Source organism: Pseudomonas alcaligenes (assembly GCF_041729615.1).
Lineage (GTDB): Bacteria > Pseudomonadota > Gammaproteobacteria > Pseudomonadales > Pseudomonadaceae > Aquipseudomonas > Aquipseudomonas alcaligenes_B.
Window position 1 is genome coordinate 595,271 of sequence record NZ_CP154874.1, and the last position, 24,843, is coordinate 620,113.

At 67.7% G+C, this 24,843-nt stretch carries 24 protein-coding genes; 12 read left to right on the top strand and 12 right to left on the bottom strand.

The genetic code is table 11. The annotated features are described in order from the left end of the window. Positions 1-45: 45 nt before the first annotated feature. On the top strand, positions 46-1,389 hold the full coding sequence (locus tag AAG092_RS02855; protein ID WP_021701625.1) for a class II 3-deoxy-7-phosphoheptulonate synthase: 1,344 nt from the start codon (positions 46-48) through the stop codon (positions 1,387-1,389). A gap of 13 nt (positions 1,390-1,402) precedes the next feature. On the opposite strand, the gene AAG092_RS02860 is transcribed toward AAG092_RS02855, so the two are convergent. Continuing rightward, positions 1,403-2,368 carry a GlxA family transcriptional regulator gene (locus tag AAG092_RS02860; RefSeq protein WP_373388468.1) on the bottom strand — a complete coding sequence of 322 codons (966 nt, stop codon included), beginning with the start codon at positions 2,366-2,368 and terminating at the stop codon, positions 1,403-1,405. Positions 2,369-2,471: 103 nt separating this feature from the next. On the opposite strand from AAG092_RS02860, the gene AAG092_RS02865 reads away from it, so the two are divergent. Together AAG092_RS02865 and AAG092_RS02870 are read left to right on the top strand one after the other, a co-directional pair. Beyond that, the gene (locus AAG092_RS02865; RefSeq protein ID WP_373388469.1) at positions 2,472-3,026 is read left to right on the top strand and encodes a thioesterase family protein; all 555 of its coding nucleotides are present in this window, start codon (positions 2,472-2,474) and stop codon (positions 3,024-3,026) included. Between the two features lie 120 nt (positions 3,027-3,146). Next, positions 3,147-3,899 carry a M48 family metallopeptidase gene (locus AAG092_RS02870; RefSeq protein WP_373388470.1) on the top strand — a complete coding sequence of 251 codons (753 nt, stop codon included), beginning with the start codon at positions 3,147-3,149 and terminating at the stop codon, positions 3,897-3,899. 33 nt (positions 3,900-3,932) lie between these two features. Here AAG092_RS02870 and AAG092_RS02875 read toward each other — a convergent pair whose 3' ends face one another. From AAG092_RS02875 to AAG092_RS02885, 3 genes are all read right to left on the bottom strand, one after another. Continuing rightward, positions 3,933-5,141, bottom strand: a complete 1,209-nt coding sequence (locus AAG092_RS02875) for a winged helix-turn-helix domain-containing protein (RefSeq protein ID WP_373388471.1) — start codon at positions 5,139-5,141, stop codon at positions 3,933-3,935. A 26-nt stretch (positions 5,142-5,167) separates the two neighbouring features. Next, a complete protein-coding gene (locus AAG092_RS02880) occupies positions 5,168-5,632 on the bottom strand; it encodes a DUF3291 domain-containing protein (RefSeq protein WP_373388472.1) in 465 nt (154 codons plus the stop codon). Positions 5,633-5,707: 75 nt separating this feature from the next. Next, a complete protein-coding gene (locus AAG092_RS02885) occupies positions 5,708-5,944 on the bottom strand; it encodes a DUF1127 domain-containing protein (protein ID WP_373388473.1) in 237 nt (78 codons plus the stop codon). Between the two features lie 94 nt (positions 5,945-6,038). On the opposite strand from AAG092_RS02885, the gene AAG092_RS02890 reads away from it, so the two are divergent. Beyond that, positions 6,039-6,893: a LysR family transcriptional regulator gene (locus AAG092_RS02890; protein WP_110682422.1), complete on the top strand. Its 855-nt coding sequence runs from the start codon at positions 6,039-6,041 to the stop codon at positions 6,891-6,893. Positions 6,894-6,895: 2 nt separating this feature from the next. Here the strand turns inward: AAG092_RS02890 and AAG092_RS02895 are convergent, their stop codons facing one another. After that, entirely contained in the window at positions 6,896-7,648 is a 753-nt protein-coding gene (locus AAG092_RS02895; protein WP_373388474.1) for a sulfite exporter TauE/SafE family protein, read from the bottom strand. A 101-nt stretch (positions 7,649-7,749) separates the two neighbouring features. On the opposite strand from AAG092_RS02895, the gene AAG092_RS02900 reads away from it, so the two are divergent. Further along, on the top strand, positions 7,750-8,709 hold the full coding sequence (locus tag AAG092_RS02900) for a LysR family transcriptional regulator (RefSeq protein WP_373388475.1): 960 nt from the start codon (positions 7,750-7,752) through the stop codon (positions 8,707-8,709). Here AAG092_RS02900 and AAG092_RS02905 read toward each other — a convergent pair. Next, entirely contained in the window at positions 8,706-10,610 is a 1,905-nt protein-coding gene (locus AAG092_RS02905) for a putative bifunctional diguanylate cyclase/phosphodiesterase (RefSeq protein ID WP_373388476.1), read from the bottom strand. The genes AAG092_RS02900 and AAG092_RS02905 overlap by 4 nt on opposite strands. A gap of 219 nt (positions 10,611-10,829) precedes the next feature. On the opposite strand from AAG092_RS02905, the gene AAG092_RS02910 reads away from it, so the two are divergent. After that, positions 10,830-11,168 carry an FKBP-type peptidyl-prolyl cis-trans isomerase gene (locus AAG092_RS02910; RefSeq protein WP_373388477.1) on the top strand — a complete coding sequence of 113 codons (339 nt, stop codon included), beginning with the start codon at positions 10,830-10,832 and terminating at the stop codon, positions 11,166-11,168. Between the two features lie 4 nt (positions 11,169-11,172). On the opposite strand, the gene AAG092_RS02915 is transcribed toward AAG092_RS02910, so the two are convergent. Next, positions 11,173-12,063, bottom strand: a complete 891-nt coding sequence (locus tag AAG092_RS02915; RefSeq protein WP_373388478.1) for a DMT family transporter — start codon at positions 12,061-12,063, stop codon at positions 11,173-11,175. Positions 12,064-12,197: 134 nt separating this feature from the next. Between AAG092_RS02915 and AAG092_RS02920 the strand changes: the two genes are divergently transcribed. Both AAG092_RS02920 and AAG092_RS02925 read left to right on the top strand, forming a co-directional pair. Next, entirely contained in the window at positions 12,198-12,644 is a 447-nt protein-coding gene (locus AAG092_RS02920) for an Lrp/AsnC family transcriptional regulator (RefSeq protein ID WP_110682427.1), read from the top strand. Between the two features lie 160 nt (positions 12,645-12,804). After that, positions 12,805-14,514, top strand: a complete 1,710-nt coding sequence (locus AAG092_RS02925) for an amidase (protein WP_373388479.1) — start codon at positions 12,805-12,807, stop codon at positions 14,512-14,514. A 37-nt stretch (positions 14,515-14,551) separates the two neighbouring features. On the opposite strand, the gene AAG092_RS02930 is transcribed toward AAG092_RS02925, so the two are convergent. Beyond that, positions 14,552-15,277 carry an RNA methyltransferase gene (locus tag AAG092_RS02930; RefSeq protein WP_373388480.1) on the bottom strand — a complete coding sequence of 242 codons (726 nt, stop codon included), beginning with the start codon at positions 15,275-15,277 and terminating at the stop codon, positions 14,552-14,554. Beyond that, positions 15,277-16,890: an FAD-dependent oxidoreductase gene (locus tag AAG092_RS02935; protein ID WP_373388481.1), complete on the bottom strand. Its 1,614-nt coding sequence runs from the start codon at positions 16,888-16,890 to the stop codon at positions 15,277-15,279. Before AAG092_RS02935 ends, AAG092_RS02930 begins: the two co-directional genes overlap by 1 nt. 210 nt (positions 16,891-17,100) lie before the next feature. On the opposite strand from AAG092_RS02935, the gene rlmE reads away from it, so the two are divergent. Then, on the top strand, positions 17,101-17,724 hold the full coding sequence (gene rlmE / locus AAG092_RS02940; protein WP_373388482.1) for a 23S rRNA (uridine(2552)-2'-O)-methyltransferase RlmE: 624 nt from the start codon (positions 17,101-17,103) through the stop codon (positions 17,722-17,724). Between the two features lie 67 nt (positions 17,725-17,791). Here rlmE and cysS read toward each other — a convergent pair whose 3' ends face one another. Together cysS and AAG092_RS02950 are read right to left on the bottom strand one after the other, a co-directional pair. Next, entirely contained in the window at positions 17,792-19,174 is a 1,383-nt protein-coding gene (gene cysS / locus AAG092_RS02945; protein ID WP_373388483.1) for a cysteine--tRNA ligase, read from the bottom strand. A 149-nt stretch (positions 19,175-19,323) separates the two neighbouring features. Further along, entirely contained in the window at positions 19,324-20,991 is a 1,668-nt protein-coding gene (locus AAG092_RS02950; protein ID WP_373388484.1) for a glutamine--tRNA ligase/YqeY domain fusion protein, read from the bottom strand. 176 nt (positions 20,992-21,167) lie between these two features. Here AAG092_RS02950 and AAG092_RS02955 point away from each other — a divergent pair, with 176 nt between their 5' ends. The 3 genes from AAG092_RS02955 to AAG092_RS02965 all read left to right on the top strand — a co-directional run bounded on the left by AAG092_RS02955 (position 21,168) and on the right by AAG092_RS02965 (position 23,837). Continuing rightward, positions 21,168-21,662, top strand: coding sequence for a peptidylprolyl isomerase (locus tag AAG092_RS02955; protein WP_110682434.1), 495 nt, complete (start codon positions 21,168-21,170; stop codon positions 21,660-21,662). A 4-nt stretch (positions 21,663-21,666) separates the two neighbouring features. Then, positions 21,667-22,389, top strand: a complete 723-nt coding sequence (lpxH, locus tag AAG092_RS02960; RefSeq protein ID WP_373388485.1) for a UDP-2,3-diacylglucosamine diphosphatase — start codon at positions 21,667-21,669, stop codon at positions 22,387-22,389. A 98-nt stretch (positions 22,390-22,487) separates the two neighbouring features. Beyond that, entirely contained in the window at positions 22,488-23,837 is a 1,350-nt protein-coding gene (locus AAG092_RS02965; RefSeq protein WP_110682436.1) for an SPFH domain-containing protein, read from the top strand. Between the two features lie 56 nt (positions 23,838-23,893). Here AAG092_RS02965 and AAG092_RS02970 read toward each other — a convergent pair whose 3' ends face one another. After that, positions 23,894-24,829, bottom strand: coding sequence for a class I SAM-dependent methyltransferase (locus AAG092_RS02970; protein ID WP_373388486.1), 936 nt, complete (start codon positions 24,827-24,829; stop codon positions 23,894-23,896). Between the last annotated feature and the right edge of the window lie 14 nt (positions 24,830-24,843).

Here is a 24,843-nt window from a genome sequence, read left to right on the forward strand (position 1 = left end):
GAGTTAACATGCCGCCAGCCCGATGAATCGACCGTGAGTAATCCGATGTCCGCCTGGAGTCCCGAAAGCTGGAGAGGCAAGCCCATCCAGCAGCAGCCGCAGTACCCCGATGCCGCCCACCTGGCCCGCGTGGAGCAGACCCTGGCCGGCTACCCGCCGCTGGTGTTCGCCGGCGAGGCCCGCGAGTTGCGCCGCCAGTTCGCCGAAGTGACCCAGGGCCGCGCCTTCCTGCTGCAGGGCGGCGACTGCGCCGAGAGCTTCGCCGAGTTCAGCGCGGCGAAGATCCGCGACACCTTCAAGGTGCTGCTGCAGATGGCCATCGTCATGACCTTCGCCGCCGGCTGCCCGGTGGTCAAGGTCGGGCGCATGGCCGGCCAGTTCGCCAAGCCGCGCTCGGCCAATGACGAAACCCTCGGCGGCGTGACCCTGCCGGCCTACCGCGGCGATATCGTCAATGGCATCGAGTTCGACGCCGCCAGCCGCGTGCCGGACCCGGAGCGCCTGCTGCAGGCCTACCATCAGGCCACTGCCAGCCTCAACCTGCTGCGCGCCTTCGCCCAGGGCGGCTTCGCCGACGTGCACCAGGTGCACCAGTGGAACCTGGACTTCATCGCCAACTCGGCCCTCTCCGAGAAGTATCACCAGTTGGCCACCCGCATCGACGAGACCCTGGCCTTCATGCGCGCGGTCGGCATGGACAGCGCGCCGCAGCTGCGCGAAGTCAGCTTCTTCACCGCCCACGAGGCGCTGCTGCTGGGCTACGAGCAGGCCTTCGTGCGCCAGGACAGCCTCACCGGGCGCTGGTACGACTGCTCCGCGCACATGCTGTGGATCGGCGACCGTACGCGCCAGCTGGACGGCGCCCACGTCGAGTTCATGCGCGGCATCGAGAACCCCATCGGGGTCAAGGTCGGCCCGAGCATGGATCCGGACGAGCTGATCCGCCTGATCGACATCCTCAACCCGGACAACGACCCGGGCCGCCTCAACCTGATAGTGCGCATGGGCGCCGACAAGGTCGAGGCGCACTTCCCGCGCCTGCTGCGCAAGGTCAAGGAAGAAGGCCGCCAGGTGCTGTGGAGCTCCGACCCCATGCACGGCAACACCATCAAGGCCTCCAGCGGCTACAAGACGCGCGACTTCGCGCAGATCCTCTCGGAGGTCAAGCAGTTCTTCCAGGTGCACCGCGCCGAGGGCACCGTGGCCGGCGGCATCCATATCGAGATGACCGGGCAGAACGTCACCGAGTGCATCGGCGGCTCGCGGCCGATCACCGAGGCCGGCCTGTCCGACCGCTACCACACCCACTGCGACCCGCGCATGAACGCCGATCAGTCGCTGGAGCTGGCCTTCATGATCGCCGAGACGCTCAAGCAGGCCAGGGCCTGAGCCGCGGCGCCGCTTACCCGGCGCGGGCCTGGAACTTCTTGCGGTAGGCGGCCGGCAGCAGGCCGACGCGCTGCTGGAACAGGCGGCGGAACGAGTTGCTGTCCTCATAGCCGACCGCGAAGGTGATGCTGTCGAGGCTCATGCGCGTGGTTTCCAGCAGCTGCTTGGCCTTCTCCAGGCGCAGCGTCTGCACATAGGCCAGCGGCGTATAGCCGGTGGCCTCCTTGAAGCGCCGCTTGAAGTTGCGCACGCCAAAGCCGAAGCGGCCGGCCAGCTCGTCGATCAGCAGCGGCTGGCCGAAGTGTTCGTCCAGCCAGTTCTGCACCCGCAGGATATCGGCATCGCCGTGGCTCTTCGGCATCGACCACAGCACATAGGAAGACTGCTCGCTGCGCACGTTGTCGATCAGCAGGTAGCGGCTGCAAAGCTGCGCCAGCTCCAGCGAGGCGAAGCGCCGCACCAGGTGCAGCAGCAGATCCACCGCCGCGCTGGCGCCACCGCTGCTGATCAGGCGGTTGTCCTCGCAGAGGATCTGCCGTTCGTCCAGCAGCGCCTCCGGGTAACGCCGGCGAAACAGCTCGGCAAAGGCCCAGTGCGTGGTGGCACGGGTGCCGCCCAGCAGATCGGCCTCGGCGAGCATGAAGGTGGCCGTGCACATCGCCGCCAGCACCGCGCCCTGGGCATGCTGGCGACGCAGCCAGTCGCGGTAGCGATGAAAGCCGGGCAAGGCCTCGCGCAGGGTAAAGAGGAAACCGGGAATCAGCACCAGATCGGTACGCGCCACCTGCTCGAGCGCCACCTCGGCCTGCAGCGCCTGGCCGCTCAGCGAAGGCACGGGCAGGCCGTCGTGGGACGCCACCACCACCTCGAACAGCGGCTCGCCGGCATCGGCGAACAGGTTGGCGGCGCGCAGTATTTCCAGGGCCATGGTGGCGCTGGCGGCGGAACAGTGGTCGGCGAGCAGAAGGGTCACGTGCATGATGGCTTTTGCAGATTTCGCATGGATAAAGTCATTTATCCACCTACCTTAGCGCAAAGCCAGCCCCTAGAGTGCTCCAGCCATCCCGCCAACGGACGTACTCATGAATCTCTGGTTCCGCCTGCTCCTCATGCTCCTGCGCCGCCCCTGGCGCAAGCCGGTCCACGCCCTGTCCACCACCGTCGTGCGCATGCGCGCGTGGCCGCTGGACCTCGACTTCAACCGCCATGTCACCAACGGGCGCTATTTCACCCTGGCCGATGTCGGCCGCATGGACTACGTGCTGCGCAGCGGCGCTTTCCGCGTCGCCCTGCGCCATCGGGCACTGCCCATAGTCGGCGACACCTGGGGCAAGTTTCGCCGCGAGCTGAAGCTGTTCGAGGCCTTCGAGATCCACACTCGCATGCTCGGCTGGGACGACAAGTGGAGCTTCGTCGAGCACCGCTTCGTCAGTGGCGGGCGTACGGTGGGGGTGATCGTCATCCGCGGCCTGTTCCGCTCTCCGAAAGGCACCGTGCCGCCCGGCGAATTCGCCCGTGCCCTGGGCCTGGACGAGAACTCGCCGGAGATGCCGGCCTGGCTGCGCGAGTGGTCGGCCAGCTGCGACGACATGAGCCTGCAGCTGCGCACCGAGGAAGGGCTGGTCGCCGCGCGATAGTCCGCGAGTCATGACGCGACCCGGGTCACACCCGGGACCGCCCCGCATCGCCGACAATGCGCGCCGGCCGGAGGCCGAATGCCTCAGGGCCACCAGCCCCAACCTTCAAGGACGATGACCATGAAACTGCACCTCCCCCTGTCCACCCTGGCCCTGGCCAGCCTGCTCGCCGGCTGCCAGAACATGAGCCCGGACGCGATGCTCAGCACCGGCCTGCAAGCCATGCAGGCCGCCACCCTGAGCGATGCCGAAGTGAAGAGCATGGCCGACGAGGCCTGCCTGCAGATGGACGCCGAGGCGCCCATCGCCCCGGCAGACAGCGAGTACAGCCGGCGCCTGGAGAGGATCGCCGCCAACCTCGGCAGCCAGGCCGGTGGCACCCCGGTCAACTACAAGGTCTACCTCACCGACGAAGTCAACGCCTGGGCCATGGCCAACGGCTGCGTGCGCGTGTACAGCGGCCTGATGGACCTGATGAACGACAACGAGGTGGAAGGCGTGCTCGGCCACGAGATGGGCCACGTCGCCCTCGGCCACACCAAGAAGGCCATGCAGGCCGCCTACGCCACCTCGGTGGCCCGTGGCGCCGCAGCCTCTTCGGGCAACAGTGCGGTCTCCGCCCTGTCCGCCTCGCAACTGGGCGACCTCGGCGAGGCGCTGGTGAACGCCCAGTTCTCCCAGGCCCAGGAAAGCGCCGCCGACGACTTCTCCTTCGAACTGCTGAAGCAGCGCGGCGTAGCGCTGGACGGTCTGGCCAGCGCTTTCGACAAGCTGGCCCAGCTGGGCGGCGGCGACAGCAGCATGTTCGACTCCCACCCGGGCTCGGTCGACCGCGCCGCGCATATCCGCCAGCGTATCGCCGCCGAGCAATAAGCCCTCGCCCCGCTCGCGCAACGCGGGCGGGGCCTAGCCCTGCAACAGCGGTCGTAACAGTCCCGCCACCGGCGAGCGGCAGTTCAGCACCACCTCGGCCAACCCCAGCCACTGCGCCAGCGCACGCAGCTGCGCGGCCAGGGCATGCAGCGCCTCCTCGCCCAGCACTGCCTCTTCCAGATGCACGGCATGCACGGCCAGGCGCCCCTGCGCCCGCTCGCTGCGCAGGTCGACGCGCGCCAGCAGGCGCTCGTGGTGCAGGAAGGGCAGCACGTAGTAGCCATACACCCGCTTGTGTGGCGGGGTGTAGATCTCCAGGCGGTAGCGGAAGCCGAACAGCCGCTCGGTGCGCTCGCGCTCCCAGATCAGCGAGTCGAAGGGCGACAGCAGCGCACTGGCCCCGATCCGCCGCGGAATGCTCGGTTCGCCGCGACAGTAGGCCGGCTGCTTCCAGCCCTGCACCGCGACCGGCAGCAGCTCGCCACCCTCCACCAGCTCGGCGAGGCGCAGCTTGGCGTCGGCCGCGTCCAGGCGGAAGTAGTCGCGCAGGTCGCGCTCACTGGCCACGCCCAGGGCGTCGGCCGCGCGCAGCAGCAGCTGGCGCTGGGCCTCGGCCTCGTCGAGAGCGGGACGATCGAGCAGCGCGGCGGGCAGCACCCGCTCTGGCAGGTCGTACAGGCGCTCGAAGCCGCGCCGGCCGGCCACGGTCACCAGGCCTGCGGCGAACAACCACTCCAGCGCGTGCTTTTCCGCGCTCCAGTCCCACCAGGGACCGGCGCGCTCGCTGCGCGTGCTGAGGCTGCCGGCGCCCAGGGCGCCCTGCTCGCGCACCGCCTGCAGCACACGCCGGATGAGGCCTTGCTGCTGGCGACCGAATTCGGCCAGCTGGCGGTAGATGCCCTGCCCGCCTGCCGCCCGGCGCATGCGCCAGCGCAGCAGCGGGTAGAGCTCCAGCGGCAGCAGCGAGGCCTCGTGGCCCCAGTACTCGAACAGGCTGCGGCGCTTCGGCGGGCCCCAGGCCAGCTCGTCCAGCAACGCGTGGTCGTAGTGGCCGAGGCGCGAGAAGGCCGGCAGGTAGTGCGAGCGCACCAGGGCGTTGACCGAGTCGATCTGCAGCACGGCAAGCCGCCCGACCTGCGCACGCAGCTGGCGCAGGCCGATGGCGCCACGTGGCGCGCGGGCGAAGCCCTGGGCGGCCAGGGCCAGGCGGCGGGCTTGGGCGAGGGACAATGACAGGCTCATGGCCGCCAAGCCTAGCAGGCGAGCGCTCAGTGCTGGGCGACCGGCTCATCCGGCGCCGCGAAGGCCTGGCGGAAGCTGAAGGCATGGGCCGTGGCGCCATGCTCGCGCAGATGCGCCAGGCGCGCGGCCGCCTCTTCCACGCTCGGCCGATGGCCGGCCGTCACCCACCAGAGCACCATGTGCGCCTGCTCGACCTTGGCGAACCATTCGCGGCGGCGCTTGAGCATCTCGGTGTGGGCGGACTTGTAGACGTAGTCGCTGAGCGATTGCACGTCACGCCAGAGCGACAGGTTGACCAGCACCTCGTCGCCGAAGGGGCGGATGGCGGTGGCGTCGCCGGCCTCGTCCTGCAGGCGCCAGACGTAGCCGGGCGAAGCCTCGGCCAGGGCATTGATGCGCGCCAGGTTGTTGACGAAATCGGCCATGCCGGGCGACTCCAGCGGCTCCTTCATGCTGGCGATATTGAGCTGGGCCAGGTGGTAGCGGGACATCGGAACTCCTTGTTCAGTCAATCTGCAGTACGCCGGCGCGCCCAGAAAGCGGCGCCGGCGAGCGATGCGGGGGCTTCAGCGCCTGAGCGGATCGTCCCAGAACGGCCGCTCGCTCTCCTGCAGGATATCGCCACGGCTCAGGCCGATGTCCTTGAGCGCCGCATCGTCGAGCATGGCCAGCTGCCGGCGCTGTCGGGCCAGTTCGTGCCAACGCTGCAAACGCAGCCGCAGCGCCTGCAGACCGAGAGCCGGCCAGGCCCGTTCGAAGGATGCCGAGCGCACCAGCGCATAACCTTTCTGACCTTTCATCATCACGCCCTCCCTGTGGGGTTGGCGCCAGTTTCGGTTCGCGCTTAAGATCAATCCAACGAATGTTTCTTATGCAACGCATCTTGGAGATTGATGAATGGCCCACTACCCCAGCATCGATACCGAACTGCTGCGCAGCTTCGTCGCCATCGCCGATACCGGTGGCTTCACCCGCGCCGCCGAGGCGGTCAACCGCACCCAGTCGGCGGTGAGCATGCAGATGAAGCGCCTGGAGGATGACGTGGTGCAGCGCGCGCTGTTCGAGCGCGACGGCCGCCAGGTGCGCCTCACCCCCGAGGGCCAGGTGCTGCTGGGCTACGCGCGGCGCATCCTCAAGCTGCACGGCGAGGTGCTCAACACCCTGCGCGAGCCGCACATGGTTGGCGCCGTGCGCATCGGCACGCCGGACGACTACGTGATGCGCTTTTTGCCCGACATCCTCTCGCGCTTCGCCCAGGCCTACCCGCTGGTGCAGGTGGAGGTGCACTGCGAGACCTCCGGCCAGCTGCTGCAACGCCAGGACCTGGACCTGACCATAGTCACCCGCGAGCCGGGCAAGGAGATCGGCCAGCTGCTGCGCCAGGAGCGCTTCGTCTGGGCCGAGGCCCAGGGCTTCACGCCCCACGAGCAGAACCCCATGCCGCTGGCCATGTTCAATTCCGGCTGCTTCTGCCGCGCCTGGGCCTGCAACGCGCTGGACGCCATCGAGCGGCCCTACCGCATCGCCTACACCAGCCCCAGCCTGTCGGCGATCTTCGCCGTGGTCGGCGCCGGCCTGGCGGTCACCGCCCAGCTGCAGAGCCTGATCACCCCGGACATGCGCATCCTCGGCGAGGCCGAGGGGCTGCCCACCCTGCCGCTGACCAGCATCGTCCTGCTGCGCCACCCGCAGCGCCAGTCGCAGGTCATCGACACCCTGGCCGAACACATAGTCGAAGGCTTCCGGCTATAGCCCTACTCCAGCGCCAGCAGCACCGCGCAGAGCAGCAGGAAGGCGCAGAACAGCCCCTTGAGCAGGCGCTCCGGCAAAGCGTGGGCCAACCTCACGCCCCAGCTGATGCTGAGCAGTCCACCCAGCGCCAGGGGGATGCCCATGGCCCAGTCGACATGCCCGTGCAGGCCATAGGTCAGCAAGGTCACCGCAGTACTGGGCAGTGCCAGGGCCAGCGACAGGCCCTGGGCCACCAGCTGGCTGGCGCCGAACAGGTTGGTCAGCACCGGCACCGCCAGCACCGCACCGCCCACGCCGAACAGCCCGCCTAGGGCGCCGGCCGCGCCGCCCAGCACGCCCAGCCAGGGCCAGGGCTGGCGCAGCTCTCCGGTCACGGAACTGCTGCGCATAAACAGCCGCAGCAGGTTGTAGAGCGCCAGGGCGACCAGGAAGCCGACGAAGGCCAGGCGCATGCGCTCGGCCTGCAGTTCCACCGCATACAGCGAGGCCAGCCAGGCGCAGATGAAGCCGGAAGCGCTGAGCAGCAGCGCGTGCCTGAGCACGATGCGGTTGCGCTGGTGGTAGCGCCACAGCGCCAACAACACGTTAGGCACCACCATCACCAGCGCCGTGCCCTGAGCCAGCTGCTGATCGAGGCCGAACAGCACGCCGAGGGCGGGGATCGCCACCAGACCGCCGCCGATGCCGAACAGCCCGCCAAGGGTGCCCATGGCCAGGCCGAGCAGCAGGTTCAACAGGATATCGACGGGATTCATGCGGGTCTCCGGAGCAATGGCGTGCATGCTAGCCAGCGCAGCCTGGCAGGGAAACGCACAGCAGCGCACAATGGCTTTGCATTTTTCGCAAAGGCAGCCCGATGAACCCCGACGCCCTCACCCAGCAGCTCGGCCTCTACCTGGACGTGCTGGACGCCGGCAGCTTCTCCGCCGCCGCACGCCGCCAGCAGCTCACACCATCCGCCGTGTCCCGGCGCATGGACGGCCTGGAGCGGGCCATGGGCTGCACGCTGCTGGAGCGCAGCACCCACCTGGTGCGGGCCACGCCGGCCGGCCTGGCCTTCGCCGAGCGGGCCCGGCGCATCCTCGGCGAGCTGCAGCAGGCGCGCGCCGAGGCAGTGTCGCTGAGCAGCGCGCCCGAGGGGCTGATCCGCATCGACGCGCCGGCCCCCTTCGGCCGGCGCCACCTGGCCCCGGCCATCGCCGAATTCCTCACCCTCTACCCAGGCCTGGACGTGCAGCTGCGGCTGATCGACAGCTTCATCGACCTGCACGGCGAACACCTGGGCGAAGTCGACCTGGTGCTGCGCATCGGCCCGCTGGCCGACACCCGCCTGGTCGCCACACCGTTGGCGCCCCTGGTGCGGGTGCTGTGCGCCAGCCCGGACTACATCCAGCGCCGCGGTCTGCTGCGCGACGCCCGCGAGCTGCCGCAGCACGACGGCCTGGACTGGGACGCGCTGTCGCCGCCGCACGCCTGGCGCTTCGACGTCGACGGGCGCGCGCAGCTGCTGCGCCCCGGGCGCCTGCGCATGACCGCCAACAACGCCGAGACCCTGCTGTTCGGTGCCGTGGCCGGGCTGGGCATCGCCCACCTGCCGACCTGGCTGATCAGCGACTACCTGCTGCGCGGCGAGCTACTGCCCCTGCTGTGCGAGAACGGCCTGCCGCCCGCCGAACCCAGCGGCATCTACGCCCTGCGCCTGGCCAGTGACGCCAGCACGCGCACGCGCCTGCTGCTGGATTTTCTCAGGCAGCGCTTCGCCCCCGTGCCGCCCTGGGACCTAGCCCTGCAGCGCGGCCTGCGGGCCGGCAACTAGGCCGGCACGGCCTGGCCGCGGGCAAACAGGGTGAAGTCCGCCGCCGACATGGGCCGGGCGAACAGGTAGCCCTGCCCCTGGTCGCAGCCCAGATCGGCCAGGCGCTGGCGCGTGGCCTCGTCCTCGATGCCCTCGGCCGTGGTGTGCAGGCCGAGGCTGCGTGCCATCTGCACGATGGCGGTGACTATCGCCTGGTCCTGCGGGTTGGCGGTGAGCATGCGCACGAAGGACTGGTCGATCTTCAGCTTGTCCACGCGAAAGCGCTGCAGGTAGGACAGGTTGGAGTAGCCGGTACCGAAGTCATCGATGGACAGCTTCACCCCCAGCGCCTTGAGGCGCTGCAGGCGTTCGATGAAGGCCGGCGAGTCCTGCAGCAGGATGGATTCGGTCAGTTCCAGCTCCAGGCAGCCCGGCGGCAGGCCGTAGCGATCCAGCGCCGCCGCCACCAGCTGCTCCAGGTTGCCGCGACGGAACTGCACCGCCGAAAGGTTCAGCGAGATCACGAAGCGCGGCAGGCCGGCGGCCTGCCAGAGCATGGCCTGGCGGCAGGCCTCATCGAGCACCCACTCGCCGATTTCGACGATCAGACCGGACTGCTCGGCGACCTGGATGAACAGATCGGGGCCGATCAGTCCCCGCCGCGGATGCTGCCAGCGCAGCAGCCCCTCGGCCGCCAGCAGGCCGCCATCGTGCAGATCGACAATCGGCTGGTAGTGCAGGACGAACTCCGCGCGGCTCAGCGCCTGGTGCAGATCCTGCTCCAGGCCCAGGCGTTCACGGGTATCGGCGTTCATCTGCTCGTCGAAGAAGCAGTAGGTGTTACGCCCGGCGGCCTTGGCCTGGTACATGGCGGTGTCGGCATGCTTGAGCAGGGTATCGAAGTCCTCGCCATCATCGGGGAACAGGGAGATGCCGATGGAGCTGGAGCTGACGATCTGCATGCCCTTGAGGCTGAACGGGACGGCCAGGTGCTGTTGCAGGCGGGCGGCCAGTGCGGAGACCACCGCCAACTCCTCGACATCGGCCAGCACCAGGAGGAACTCGTCGCCGCCCTGGCGGCTCACCGTGTCGATATCGCGCACGGCCTCGCGCAGGCGCCGCGCCACCTCCAGCAGCAGCTCGTCGCCGGCGTCGTGGCCGAGGGAGTCGTTGATGGTCTTGAAGTTGTCGAGGTCGAGGAACAGCAGCGCGACCCGCTTGCCGTCGCGCCGCGCGTGGCCGATGGCCTGCTCCATGCGGTCGCGTACCAGCAGGCGGTTGGGCAGATTGGTCAGGGCATCGTGCTGGGCCAGGTGGGTGAAATTGGCCTCGGAATCCTTCACCCGCAGGATTTCCTGGCGCAGGCGCAGCAGGGTGATACGCAGATCGTTGGCCAGCAGCCATACCGCCACCGAGCCCAGCACCAGGAGGGCGCTGACATTGACCAGACGACCTATGCCCAAGGGCTGCGGAGTGAAGGTCTGCAGACCGCTCAGGGCGGCGAACGTGAGGCCTGCCACCGCCGCCAGGATGGCCAGCAACAGACCGATGAACAGACGCAGTGGCGCCACCATGCCGGCCACTATCAGCAGCACCGGGTAGCCCAGCAGCGCACCGCTGTACAGCCCCTGGCTGTGCCAGAGCGACAGCGTGATCACCGCCAGGTGCGTGAACAGCACCAGCACTATGGCCCTGTCCACCCGGCCGCGCCTGATCAGCACTATCCCGCTCAGCACAGCCAGCAGCGCCCCCAGCACCAGGCCGCTGTTCCACCATTGCCCGGCCACTAGGGTCTGCAGGCCGATGCACAGCAAGGCTGCGCACGACACTTGGGAGATCTGCATCAGGCGGCGTGCCTGTAGCCTGCGCTCCAGTGTGTAGCCCTGGACGTCCTGGTCTTGCGGAGCTTGCGCTGGGGTCATGAGGCTGCACTTTCCGATGGTCAGCTACGTGAAGTCTGGCACGCTAACGAAAACACGCCTGCCCCGACAAGGCTCATGAGGCAGAGAGTTGCAGCCGCGCGACGGCACCGGCTCGCCACAGCTGGCTAGCCAGTGGCGAGAGTCTGTCCCCCTTGGCGCTTGCCAAGCCTCCCGATCCCTGAACAATAGCGGCCTGCAGAACGGACCATGAGCATCAGCATGAGCAACGAACTGAGAATCGAAGACCTGCAACTCGGCAGCGGCAAGGAAGCGGTCAAGGGCGCCCTGATCACCACCCAGTACCGCGGCTGGCTGGAAGACGGCAGCGAGTTCGACTCCTCCTACTCGCGCGGCAAGCCGTTCCAGTGCGTGATCGGCACGCGCCGCGTGATCCAGGGTTGGGACCTTGGCCTGATGGGCATGCGCGTCGGCGGCAAGCGCAAGCTCTGGGTGCCGGCCCACCTGGGCTACGGCGAGCGCCAGGTCGGCTCGATCCCACCGAATTCCAACCTGGTGTTCGAGATCGAGCTGCTGGAAGTGCTGACCCGCGACGATTGATCCGCTACGCGGTCGCTACGCGCCGCCGGCGCAGGCTCCAGCCCTGCTGCATGCCGGCCGCAGCCAGCAGGATGGCCGCCACACCCAGCCACTGCAGCGGGCTGAGGCGGTGGCCGAAGGCCAGCCAGTCGACGAAGATCGCCGCGATCGGGTAGACGAACGACAGCGCCCCGGTCAGCGCCGTCGGCAGCTTCTGGATGGCGCTGTACAGCAGCATGTACATCACCCCGGTGTGGACGATACCCAGGGTCAGCAGGCTGGCCCAGGCCTGCGCCTGCTCGGGCAGCTGGTAGCTGGCCAGCGGCGCCAGCATCAGGGTGCCGGTGAACAGCTGGAGCAGCGCGATCAGGTGCGGCGGCGTGCCAGTGAGGCGCTTGACGATCAGCGCCGCCAGGGCATAGAGCAGCGCGGCGCCCAGGGCCAGGGCGATGCCCAGCAGGTAGTTCTGCCCCGCCACCGCCCCGCTGCCGTGGGCGCTGACGATGGCCAGCATGCCGAGGAAGGCCAGGCCCAGCCAGGCCAGCTTGACCAGGGTGATGCGCTCGCCGAGAAACAGCGCCGCCAGGCCCACCAGCATGAACGGCTGGACGTTGTACACCGCCGTGCTGATGGCGATGGACGCCTGGGAATAGGCGGCGAACAGCAGCAGCCAGTTGCCGACTATGGCCACCCCGCTGAGCACGCCCAGGACCAGCACGCGCCGGCTCAGCAGCTCGCGGCGCAGCAGGCCGAGCGCCGCGCACACCAGCAGCAACATGGCGCCGCCGACCACGCAGCGCCAGAACACCACGTCCACCACGGCCTGGCCGGACACCAGCACGAACCAGCCGATGGTGCCGGAAATCAGCATGGCCGCGAGCATTTCCAGCGAGCCGCGCCTGAGGGTGTTGTTCATGATCGAGCCTCCACAGTGAGTGGGTCCATTATTCGGATGCACCCCCTACTCGCTCCAGAGCTAATCTAAGGCGTACGCGTGCCTTCGCCTTTATTGCGAAGGCGTTCCTCTCATTTCACCTAATGGCCCCTGCAATGACCGATGAAATCGACCAGATCCTGATCAGCGCCCTGATGGCCGACTCGCGCCGCTCGCTCAAGGCCCTGGCGCAGATCAGCGGGCTGTCCTCGCCCAGCGTCGCCGAACGCCTGCGCCGCCTGGAGGAGCGTGGGGTGATCCGCGGCTACACGGTGGAAGTCGATCCGCGCCACTTCGGCTACCAGCTGCAGGCCATCGTCCGGGTGCGCCCGCTGCCCGGCAGGCTGCACGAGGTGGAACGGCTGATCCAGTCCATCCCCGAGTTCACCGAGTGCGACAAGGTCACCGGCGAGGACTGCTTTATCGCCCGCCTGCACGTGCGTTCCATGGAGCAGCTGGACGAGCTGCTGGACCGCATCAACGCCTATGCCGAGAGCAACACCGCCATCGTCAAGAAGACCTCGGTGGCGCGCCGGTTGCCACCGATGAGTGGCGCATCCTGAACCTGGGCGCGCGGGTCTAACCTTGACAGAAATCTGCCGAAGCGCCGACAGGGCTTTATTTATGCAAGGTTTGCAGTGTATTTTATCGATAAATATCGAATTTAAATCGAGCTGCGCCTGAGATGCGGAACTCGCCCCACCTGTAGCAGGAGTTGGCAACATGATCGAAGTCACCGAAGTGCCCATCGCCGAACTGCGCGCCGCGCTGGAGTCGGGCCGCACCACCGCCGTCGAACTGGTCCAGGCCTACTTCGCCCGCATCGATGCCTACGACGGTCCTGCCACGCCGACCCGCCTGAATGCCGTGGTGGTGCGCAACCCCGATGCGCTCAAGGAAGCCGAGGCCTCCGATGCCCGCCGCGCGCGTGGCGAGATCCTCGGCCCGCTCGATGGCATCCCCTACACCGCCAAGGACAGCTACCTGGTCAAGGGCCTCACCGCCGCCTCCGGCAGCCCGGCGTTCAAGGACCTGGTGGCCCAGCGCGACGCCTTCACCATCGAGCGCCTGCGGGCCGCCGGAGCCATCTGCCTGGGCAAGACCAACATGCCGCCCATGGCCAACGGCGGCATGCAGCGCGGCGTCTACGGCCGCGCCGAAAGCCCGTACAACGAGAAGTACCTGACCGCACCCTTCGCCTCCGGCTCGTCCAATGGCGCTGGCACCGCCACCGCCGCCAGCTTCGCCGCCTTCGGCCTGGCCGAGGAAACCTGGTCCAGCGGCCGCGGCCCGGCCTCGAACAACGGCCTGTGCGCCTACACGCCGTCGCGCGGGGTGATCTCGGTGCGCGGCAACTGGCCGCTGACGCCGACCATGGACGTGGTGGTGCCCTATGCGCGGACCATGGCCGACCTGCTGGAAGTGCTCGACGTGGTGGTGGCCGATGATCCGGACACGCGTGGCGACCTGTGGCGCCTGCAGCCCTGGGTGCCGATCCCCAAGCCTTCCGAGGTACGCCCGGCGTCCTACCTGGAACTCGCCGCCGGTGCCTCCGCGCTCAGGGGCAAGCGCCTGGGCGTGCCGCGCATGTTCATCAACAAGGACGAAGCCGCCGGCACCAGCGAGAACCCCGGTATCGGAGGCCCGACCGGCCAGCGCATCCACACCCGCGCCTCGGTGATCGCCCTGTGGGAGGCGGCGCGCCAGGCCCTGGAGGCCGCCGGTGCCGAGGTGATCGAAGTGGACTTCCCGCTGGTGTCCAACTGCGAGGGCGACCGCCCCGGCGCGCCGACCGTGTTCAACCGCGGCATCGTCTCCCCCGAGTTCCTGCATAACGAGCTGTGGGAACTGTCCGGCTGGGCCTTCGACGACTTCCTGCGCGCCAATGGCGACCCCAGGCTGAACAAGCTGGCGGACGTCGACGGCCCGCAGATCTTCCCGCACGACCCGGGCACCCTGCCCAACCGCGAGGGCGATCTGGCCGCCGGCATGGACGAGTACGTCAACATGGCCAAGCGCGGCCTGAAGAGCTGGGACCAGATCGCCACCCTGCCGGACGGCCTGCGCGGCCTGGAGAAGACCCGCCGGCTCGACCTGGAAGACTGGATGGACGGCCTCGGGCTGGATGCCGTGCTGTTCCCCACCGTGGCAGACGTCGGCCCGGTGGATGCCGATATCAATCCGCAATCGGCCGATATCGCCTGGAGCAACGGCGTCTGGGTAGCCAACGGCAACCTGGCCATCCGCCACCTGGGCGTGCCGACCGTCACGGTGCCGATGGGGCTGATGGCCGATATCGGCATGCCGGTGGGCCTGACCTTCGCCGGCCGTGCCTACGACGACAACAGCCTGCTGCGCCTGGCTTCGGCCTTCGAGTCCACCGGCCAGCGGCGCCGGGTACCGCCGCGCACCCCACCGTTGGCACGCGGCTGAGCGGACGGCGCGGGGCCAAGGCCCCGCGCCGTGCGGCTCACGAGCTCAGGGCGAAGGCGCACATGTTGACCGTGGCGGCCAGGTTCAACGACTCGATGGCACCACAGCCGGGGATGGTGAAGGGCCGGGCCGCGAGTGCGGCCAGCTGCTCGCGCGGCACGCCGCGTGCCTCGTTGCCGAACAGGTAGCAGTCGAAGGCTCTGAAGGCGGCCGACTGCACCGGCTCGCCCTGCATGTCCAGGCAGGCGATGCAGGGGAAACGCGCGCCCAGGGTGTCCAGCTCAACGTCCAGTTCCAGCGGCGTGTGGAAGATGGCGCCCATGCTGGCACGCACCACCTTGGGGTTGTAGGGGTCGACGCTGCCGGGGCTGAGCAGGCAGCGCAGGCCGCCGAACCAGGCCAGGGTGCGCAGTATGGTGCCGAGGTTGCCCGGGTCCTGGATCTCGTGCAGGTAGATGGCGCGCTCGCCCGGGGCCGGCGGCGGCGGCACCAGCGCCGCGAGCGGCACCACGGCGAGGATGCCCTGCGGCGTCTGGGTGTCGGCGATCTGCGCCATCTGCCGCTCGCCGATCAGCTGCGTCTTGAACGGACTCTGCCAGTGCTCGTAGGCGGCCGTCACGTACAGCTGGCTGGCGCGCAGCGCGGGGTTGTGCACGGCGGCCTTCTGCAGCTCCAGCAGCAGGTGCTCGCCTTCCACCAGGAAATGGCCGAACTCGGCGCGGTACTTCTTCTGCTGCAGCTTCTTGATGTCGTCGAGCTTCATCAGTGGCCCGCCAGGATCGACTTGGCCACCGCCTCGGCCACCTTGATGCCGTCCACCCCCGCAGAGAGGATGCCGCCGGCGTAGCCGGCGCCCTCGCCGGCAGGGTACAGGCCCTTGAGGTTGAGGCTCTGCAGGCTCTCGTTGTCACGGGTGATGCGCACCGGCGAGCTGGTGCGGGTCTCGATGCCGGTCAGCACCGCATCAGCCCGGTCGAAACCGCGGATCTGCTTGCCGAAGGCCGGCAGCGCCTCGCGGATGGCCTCGATGGCGTAGTCCGGCAGCGAGGGGGCCAGGTCACCCAGGCGCACGCCGGGCTTGTAGGAGGGTTCGACCTCGCCGAACTCGCTCGAGGGTACGCCGCGGATGAAGTCGCCAACCAGCTGGCCCGGGGCGCAGTAGTCGCGCCCACCCAGCTCATAGGCGCGCGACTCCAGGCGCTCCTGCAGCTCCACGCCGGCCAGCGGGCCGCCGGGGAAGTCCTGCTCCGGGTTGATGCCGACGACTATGCCGGCGTTGGCATTGCGCTCGTTGCGCGAGTACTGGCTCATGCCGTTGGTGACCACCCGCTCCGGTTCGGAGGTGGCCGCCACCACGGTGCCGCCCGGGCACATGCAGAAGCTGTACACGGCGCGGCCGTTCTTGGCGTGGTGCACCAGCTTGTAGTCGGCGGCGCCCAGCTCCGGGTGGCCGGCGTACTTGCCCAGGCGCGCCTGGTCGATCAGCGATTGCGGGTGCTCGATGCGGAAGCCAATGGCGAAGGGCTTGGCCTCGATGAACACGCCCTGGCGGTGCAGCATGCGGAAGGTATCGCGCGAGCTGTGCCCCAGCGCCAGCACCACATGGCGGCTGCGCAGGGTCTCGCCACTGGCCAGCACCACGCCTTCGAGCTGGCCGTCGTCGATGAGTAAATCGGTGACCTTGCTCTCGAAGCGCACCTCGCCGCCGAGGGCAATGATCTCCTCGCGCATGGCCGCCACCACGCCGGTCAGGCGGAAGGTGCCGATGTGCGGCTTGCTGACGTACATGATCTCTTCCGGCGCGCCGGCGCGGACGAACTCGTGCATCACCTTGCGCCCGTAGAACTTCGGGTCCTTGATCTGGCTGTACAGCTTGCCGTCGGAGAACAGCCCCGCCCCGCCCTCGCCGAACTGCACGTTGGACTCGGGGGTCAGGGTCTTCTTGCGCCACAGCGCCCAGGTGTCCTTGGTACGCCGGCGCACATCCTTGCCGCGCTCCAGCACGATCGGCTTGAAGCCCATCTGCGCCAGCAGCAGCGCGGCGAACAGGCCGCAGGGACCGAAGCCGACCACGATCGGACGCTCGCGCAGATCGACCGGCGCCTGGCCGACCGGGTAGTAATTGGTGTCCGGCGCCGGGCGGATGTGCGGGTCGCCGGCGAAACGCGCCAGGATGCCCGCCTCGTCGCGCACCTCCAGGTCGATGATGTAGATGAACAGGATCACGCTGTTCTTCTTGCGCGCATCGTAGCTGCGCTTGAACACGCTGAAGTTCAGCAGGTCGGCGTCGGTGATGCCCAGGCGGCGGACGATGGCCGCGCGCAGCTCATCGGCGGCATGGTCGAGGGGCAGGGACAGTTCGGTGATGCGAATCATGGCGGTATCCTGGCCGGTGACTCCGGCAAAGGAGGCAATAGAGAGGGGGTAGGCCAGCAATTGTAGCCGCCACCAGCCACCGCTGTCAGGGCCGCAGGGCCCGTGGATTTAACCTGCGCGGCACTATCGGCTTATAATCGCCGCCACTTTGCGCCCCTGCCCGCTTTGCGGCGGCGCGCATCTCACCCGATTCCCGTGCCTGGCCCCCTCATGAAACGCTCCAAAAGCAGCAGCCGCTGGCTGAACGAACACGTCAACGATCCTTACGTCAAACGCGCACAGAAGGACGGCTACCGCTCGCGTGCCAGTTACAAGCTGATCGAGCTGAACGACAAGGACAAGCTGATCCGTCCTGGCATGCTGGTCATGGACCTGGGCTCCGCGCCCGGCGGCTGGTCGCAGGTGGCCGGCAAGATCGTCGGCGAGCAAGGTCGGGTGATCGCCAGCGACATCCTGCCGATGGACCCGCTGGACAACGTCGACTTCATCCAGGGCGACTTCACCGAAGACAGTGTGTTCCAGCAGATCCTCGCCAAGCTGGACGGCCGCCAGCCCGACCTGATCATCTCCGACATCGCCCCCAACATCAGCGGCGTCGCCGTTGCCGACCAGGCCTCGTCGATGTATCTGGTCGAGCTCACTCTCGACATGGTGCGCCAGGTGCTCAAGCCCGGCGGTAACTACGCGGTCAAGGTGTTCCAGGGCGAAGGCTCCGAGGCTTTCCTGAAGGATGTGCGCAGCTCGTTCGAGAAGGTGATGGTGCGCAAGCCAGAAGCCTCGCGACCGCGCTCGCGGGAGGTCTACCTGGTGGCCAAGGGCTTCAAGGGCGAATAAGCCGCGATGCACAGGCATAAAAAAGCCGCTCGAATGAGCGGCTTTTTTCATGGCGCGCGGCGCCGACCTATTCGGCCAGGCGCCAGGTAGTGCCACCCTTGCCGTCTTCCAGCACCACGCCCATGGCGGTGAGCTGGTCGCGGATGCGGTCGGATTCGGCCCAGTTCTTGTCGGCGCGGGCCTGCAGGCGCGCGGCGATCAGGGCTTCGACTTCGGCGGCGTCGACCTTGCCGGCGGCGCCGGCCTGCAGGAAGGCCTCCGGCTCCAGCTGCAGCACGCCGAGCACGCCGGCCAGCTGCTTGAGCTGGGCGGCCAGGCCGGCGGCGGCCTGCTCATCCGACTCGCGTAGGCGGTTGACCTCGCGGATCATCTCGAACAGCACGGCGCAGGCTTCCGGCGAGTTGAAGTCGTCGTCCATGGCCGCGCCGAAGCGCTCGACGAAGGCTTCGCCGCCAGCCGGCGCCACCTCCGGCAGGCCTTTCAGGCCGTTGTAGAAGCGCTCCAGAGCGCCCTTGGCTTCCTTCAGGCTGTCTTCGGAGTAGTTGATCGGGCTGCGGTAGTGGCTGGACACCAGCAGGTAGCGCACCACTTCCGGGGGGTACTTCTCCAGCACCTCGCGGATGGTGAAGAAGTTGCCCAGGCTCTTGGACATCTTCTCACCGTCCACGCGCACCGCGCCGGCGTGCATCCAGGCCTTGGCGTAGAGCTTGCCGGTGGCCGCCTCGCTCTGCGCGATCTCGTTCTCGTGGTGCGGGAACACCAGATCCGGGCCGCCGCCGTGAATGTCGAAAGTCTCGCCCAGGCAGCAGGTGGACATCACCGAGCACTCGATGTGCCAGCCCGGCCGGCCCTTGCCCCAGGGCGAATCCCAGCTCGGCTCGCCCGGCTTGGCGCCTTTCCACAGCACGAAGTCCAGCGGGTCTTCCTTGATCTCGTCGACCTCGATGCGCGCGCCGATCTTCAGCTCGTCGATCTTGCGCCGCGACAGCTTGCCGTAGGTCTCGAACTTGGTGACGCGGTAGTACACGTCGCCATTGCCCGGCGCGTAGGCGAAGCCCTTGTCGATCAGGGTCTGGATCATCTGGTGCATGCCGGCGATATGGCCGGTGGCACGCGGCTCGATGTCCGGGCGCAGCACGGAAAGGCGCGCCTCATCCTCGTGCATGGCGGCGATCATGCGTTCGACCAACGCTTCGAACGGCTCACCGTTCTCGTTGGCGCGCTTGATGATCTTGTCGTCGATGTCGGTGATGTTGCGCACGTAGGTCACGTCATAGCCACGCGCGCGCAGCCAGCGGGTGACCACGTCGAACGCCACCATCACACGGGCGTGGCCGATATGGCAGAAGTCGTACACGGTCATGCCGCACACGTACATGCGCACGCTGTTGCCTTCCAGCGGCTGGAAAACGTCCTTGGTCTTGCTCAGGGTGTTGTAGATGGAAAGCATCTTTAAATTTCCTCAAGAACGGCTTTCAAAGCAGCGAGCGAAGATCAGGCAAGGCGAAGCGGGGTGAGGAAGCGGAATGTACTGCAGTACATGAGCATTCCGAACCTCGCTTCAACACAGCATGATCGAGCGCAGCAATTTGACAGCCGTTATTGCCCCCAGGAGTCGCGCAGGGTGACTGTACGGTTGAACACCGGCTTGCCCGGTTGGGTGTCCTTCAGGTCGGCGACGAAGTAGCCCTCGCGCTCGAACTGGAAGCGCTCTTCCGGCGCGGCACCTGCCAGCGACGGCTCGGCGCGGCAACCAGTCAGCACCACCAGCGAATCCGGATTGATGTTGTCGAGAAAGCTGCCGCCCTCCTCGCTCTTCTCCGGGTTGGCGGAGCGGAACAGGCGGTCGTACAGGCGCACTTCGCACTCGACGCTCTCGGCGGCCGGCACCCAGTGGATCACACCCTTGACCTTGCGGCCCTCGGGGTTCTTGCCCAGGGTGTTCTCGTCGTAGGAGCAGCGCAGCTCGACGATATTGCCGGCGGCATCCTTCACAGCCTCGTCGGCGCGGATCACGTAGCTGCCACGCAGGCGCACTTCGCCACCGGGGATCAGGCGCTTGAAGCCATCCGGCGGGGTTTCTTCGAAGTCGCTGGCGTCGATGTAGATCTCGCGGCTGAACGGCAGCACGCGCACGCCCATGTCCTGCTTGGGGTGGCGCGGCAGTTCGAGGTTCTCGACCTTGCCTTCCGGGTAGTTGGTGATCACCACTTTCAGCGGCTTGAGCACGCACATGGCGCGCGCGGCGTTGGCGTCCAGGTCCTCGCGGATGGCGAATTCCAGCATACCGATATCGACCACGCCGCCGGCGCGGTTGACGCCGATCATGTCGCAGAAGGTGCGGATCGAGGCCGGGGTGTAGCCGCGGCGACGGTAGCCGGACAAGGTCGACATGCGCGGGTCGTCCCAGCCCTGCACATGGCCTTCATCGACCAGCTGCTTGAGCTTGCGCTTGCTGGTGACGGTGTAGTTCAGGTTGAGACGGGCGAATTCGTACTGGCGCGGCTGGGCCGGCACCGGCAGGTTGGCCAGGAACCACTCGTAGAGCGGGCGATGGTCCTCGAACTCCAGGGTGCAGATGGAGTGGGTGATGCCCTCGATGGCATCGGACTGGCCGTGGGTGAAGTCGTAGCTCGGGTAGATGCACCACTTGTCACCGGTCTGGTGGTGATGGGCGTGGCGGATGCGGTAGAGGATCGGGTCGCGCAGGTTGATGTTCGGCGAGGCCATATCGATCTTGGCGCGCAGCGAACGGGCGCCGTCCGGGAACTCGCCGGCCTTCATGCGCGCGAACAGGTCGAGGTTCTCTTCCACGGAGCGGTCGCGGAACGGGCTGTTCTTGCCCGGCTCGGTCAGGCTGCCGCGGTATTCGCGCATCTCGTCGGCGTTCAGGTCGCAGACGAAGGCCTTGCCGGCCTTGATCAGCTCGATGGCCCAGGCATGCAGCTGGTCGAAGTAGTTGGAGGCGTAGCGCTCCTCGCCGGCCCACTTGAAGCCCAGCCACTCGACATCGGCCTTGATCGCGTCGATGTATTCCTGGTCTTCCTTGGCCGGGTTGGTGTCGTCGAAACGCAGGTTGCACTCGCCACCGAATTCCTGGGCCAGGCCAAAGTTCAGGCAGATACTCTTGGCGTGGCCGATGTGCAGGTAGCCGTTGGGCTCCGGCGGGAAGCGGGTGATGATCTTGCTGTGCTTGCCGCTGTCCAGGTCGGCCTGGACGATGGGGCGCAGGAAATTCGCGGCTTTTTCGACGGTGGGCTTGCTCATGATGTCCTTAAGCTGAAGGGCGGCGACGGCCGAGACAGTAGGCCGGTCAAGACAAAGCCCGTATGATACCCAACCCGTCAACCCCCTGACAGCCGCAAAGCGACCGGGCGTGGCCTTTTGGCGCGAACGCGCCACCCTGCCCCCGCCGCCTTGCCCGAATTCGAGAGTGCTACTCCATGATCAAGCTGCATACCAACCACGGCGTCATCACCCTGGAACTGTTCGAAGACAAGGCCCCGGAAACCGCGGCCAACTTCAAGGAATACGTGAAGAGCGGCCACTACGACGGCACCGTGTTCCACCGCGTGATCAGCAACTTCATGATCCAGGGCGGCGGTTTCGAGCCGGGCATGAAGCAGAAGCCGACCCGCGCGCCGATCAAGAACGAGGCCAACAACGGCGTCTCCAACAAGGTCGGCACCATCGCCATGGCCCGCACCATGGACCCGCACTCGGCCTCCGCGCAATTCTTCATCAACGTCGCCGACAACGGCTTCCTCGACCACACCGCGCCGACCATGCAGGGCTGGGGCTACGCCGTGTTCGGCCAGGTGACCGAGGGCATGGACGTGGTCGAGAAGATCAAGGGCGTGGCCACCACCATGAAGTCCGGCCACCAGGACGTGCCGGTGGAAGACGTGGTGATCGAGAAGGCCGAAATCGTCGAGTGATTCGATGATCCTGCTGATCTCCGATCTGCACCTGGAAGAGCAACGCCCGGACATCACCCGGGCGTTTGTGCATTTCCTGCAGACCCGCGCCCGCCAGGCCGAGGCCCTGTACATCCTCGGCGACTTCTTCGAGGTGTGGGTCGGCGACGACGGCATGTCGCCCTTCCAGCACGACATCGCCCGCGCCCTGCGCTCACTGAGCGATGCCGGCACGCGCATCTACCTGATGCACGGCAACCGCGATTTCCTGATCGGCCGCGCCTTCTGCCGCGAGGCCGGCTGTACCCTGCTGAAAGACCCCAGCATCGTGCGCTTCAATGGCGAGCCGGTGCTGCTGATGCACGGCGACAGCCTCTGTACGCTGGATAAGGGCTATATGAAGCTGCGCCGCCTGCTGCGCAACCCGATCAGCCTGTTCATCCTGCGCCACCTGCCGCTGACCACCCGCCGCAAGCTGGCGCGCAAGCTGCGCAGCGAGAGCCGCGCGCAGACCCGCATGAAGGCCCGCGAGATCATCGACGTCACCCCCGACGAAGTACCGCGCATCATGGCTGAGTATGGCGTGCGCACCCTGATCCACGGCCATACCCATCGCCCCGCCGAACACCAGCTCGACGTGAACGGCCAGAGCGCCCGACGCATCGTCCTCGGCGACTGGGACCGCCAGGGCTGGGCCCTGCAGATCGACGAGCAGGGTTTGCACCAGGCCCCCTTCCCGCTCGCCTGAGCGACGAGAGACGCGCCACATACCGGCACGGTGCCACTTGACGCTCCCGCGGAGCCTGCGCAGCATGCGCGCACCTTTCCCGCAGTCAAGGATCGATCATGGAAATCCCCGCCACCCCCGCCCCCAAATCCCTGTTCAAGTACGTCGGCGTGCCCGTGCTGGTCGCCGCCATCGGTTTCATCGGCTTCAACGGCATTTTCTTCTACAACGAAGCCGGCTTCGCCACCCATGTGCGGACCATCTTCGGCGAAGAGAAGATCGTCGACGACGTCGGCTACGCCACCAAGTGGTTCGGCCGCGCCACGCCCTGGAAGAAGGCACTGAGCGTGCAGTCGGTGCTGATCGCCGGCAACGAGATCGACGACAGCAGCGACAACGACAGCCTGGGCGCCACCATCGAGGCCTTCCCCATCGTCTTCCTCGGCAACGTCGACGCCAAGGTCGAGTCCTCGGCGCGCTTTCGCCTGCCCGGCGGCGACCAGTTCCTGAAGATCGCCCAGGAGTACCGCAACCCGGAAAACTTCATCAAGACCGCGCTGGTGCCGGCCATCAAGGAAACCCTGCAGGCCACCGCCTCGCTGATGAGCGCCGACGACTACTACGCCGGCGCCCGCAGCGAGTTCGCCGCCGAGTTCGAGAACCAGCTCAACGACGGCCTGTACCTGATCAAGCGCAAGGAAGTGCGCGGCCCGCGCGGCCACCTGCCGAGCCAGACCGCGATCCTCCAGGCCGGCACCGAACAGGGCAACTTCGGCGACAACAACGCCAGCCAGTTCGTCACCGAGAAGGTGGTGGACGACAAGGGCATCCCGGTGCGCAAGCAGCAGCAGTTCCGCAAGTACGGCGTGGAAGTGGTCGAGGCGCGCATCACCAACGTCGACCCCAACCCGCAGTACAAGCAGCGCATGGTCAAGGTGCAGCAGGCCCTGGCCGAACTGGCCGTGGCCCGGCAGAACCGCCTGAAGGAAGAGGAAGAGAAGCTGCTGGTCACCGCTCGCGGCGAGAAGGAAGTCGAGGCCCGCCGCCAGGAAACCCTGCGCGACCAGATCGAACAGACCACCCAGGCCGAGACCGAGAAGCAGCTGGCCGTGATCAACGCCGAGCGCGAGAAGCAGCGCGCCGAGATCGAGAAGCAGACAGCCGAGCTGCTGCGTGACAAGGCGGCGATCACCGCCGATGCCACCAAGATCACCGCCGATGCCGAAGCCTACGCGCGCAAGGCGGTGATCGAGGCGGACGGCGCCCTGCAGCCCAAGCTCGATGCCCTGGTACAGATCAACAAGGTCTGGGCCGAGGCCGCCTCCCAGGCACCGGTGCCGGGCGTGATGATGGGCGGCGCCGGCAACGGCGCCAGTGCCAGCCGCCAGGACGAGATCGGCCAATTGATGGGCATTCTCGCCACCAAGGCCGCCCGCGACCTGTCGCTGGACATGAAGGTCAAGGAATAAGCGCCCGCCGCCTCAGCGAACGCCCCGCACCCGCGGGGCGTTTTATTTTGCGCGGATCAGGCCGAGAACAGCAGCGCCTTGAGCGCCGCATCGGGGTCGCTGTCGGCGAACTCCGGCGGATTGGCCAGGCGCTCGACAAAGCGCAGCGCCGGAGCCTCGCGGGCCATCTCGGCGATGAGGAAATCCGGCGTGATCGCCGGGTCGTTGCAGCAGGCCAGCACCCGCCCCGCCGGCGTCAGCAGCTCCGGCAGGCGGCGCATGATCCGGGCGTAGTCGCGGCTGAGAATGAAGCTGCCCTTCTGGAAGCTCGGCGGGTCGACGATGATCAGGTCGAAGGGGCCTTCGCGGCGCAGCTTGCCCCAGGAGTTGAACAGGTCGTGGCCGAGAAAGCTCACCCGCGAAAGCTCGTGGCCGTTCAGCCGGTGGTTGTCGCGGCCGCGGCTCAGGGCCGGGCGCGACATGTCCAGGTTGACCACCCGCGCGGCGCCGCCGGCGATGGCCGCCACGGAGAAACCGCAGGTGTAGGCGAACAGGTTGAGCACACCCTGCCCGGCCGCCTGCCGACGCACCCACTGGCGCCCCAGGCGCATGTCGAGGAACAGCCCGCTGTTCTGCTTGCGGCCCAGGTCGAGGCGGTAGCGCAGGCCGTCCTCGACGATCTCGCAGCCGTCGATGGCCTCGCCCTGCAGGTACTCGGTGGCGCTGTCGGCGCGGTAGCGATGCTGCAGCAGCAGGTGCCCGGCAGCGCTGCTGCGCCAGGCCGGCGAGGCGGCGAACTCGCGCAGCATCCGCTGCAGATCGGCCAGCTGCTGCGCCTGCGGCTCGCGGAACAGCGTCACCAGCAACACGCCCTGCAGCCAGTCGACGGTGAGCTGCTCCAGCCCCGGCCACTGCCGGCCACGCCCATGAAACAGGCGACGGGCCTCATGCGGCAAGTCGCCGAAGGCGACGCTCAGGTGCTGCTGCAGGGTAGCGATGGCGGCGGGAGTCATGGTGTTCGTGGCTG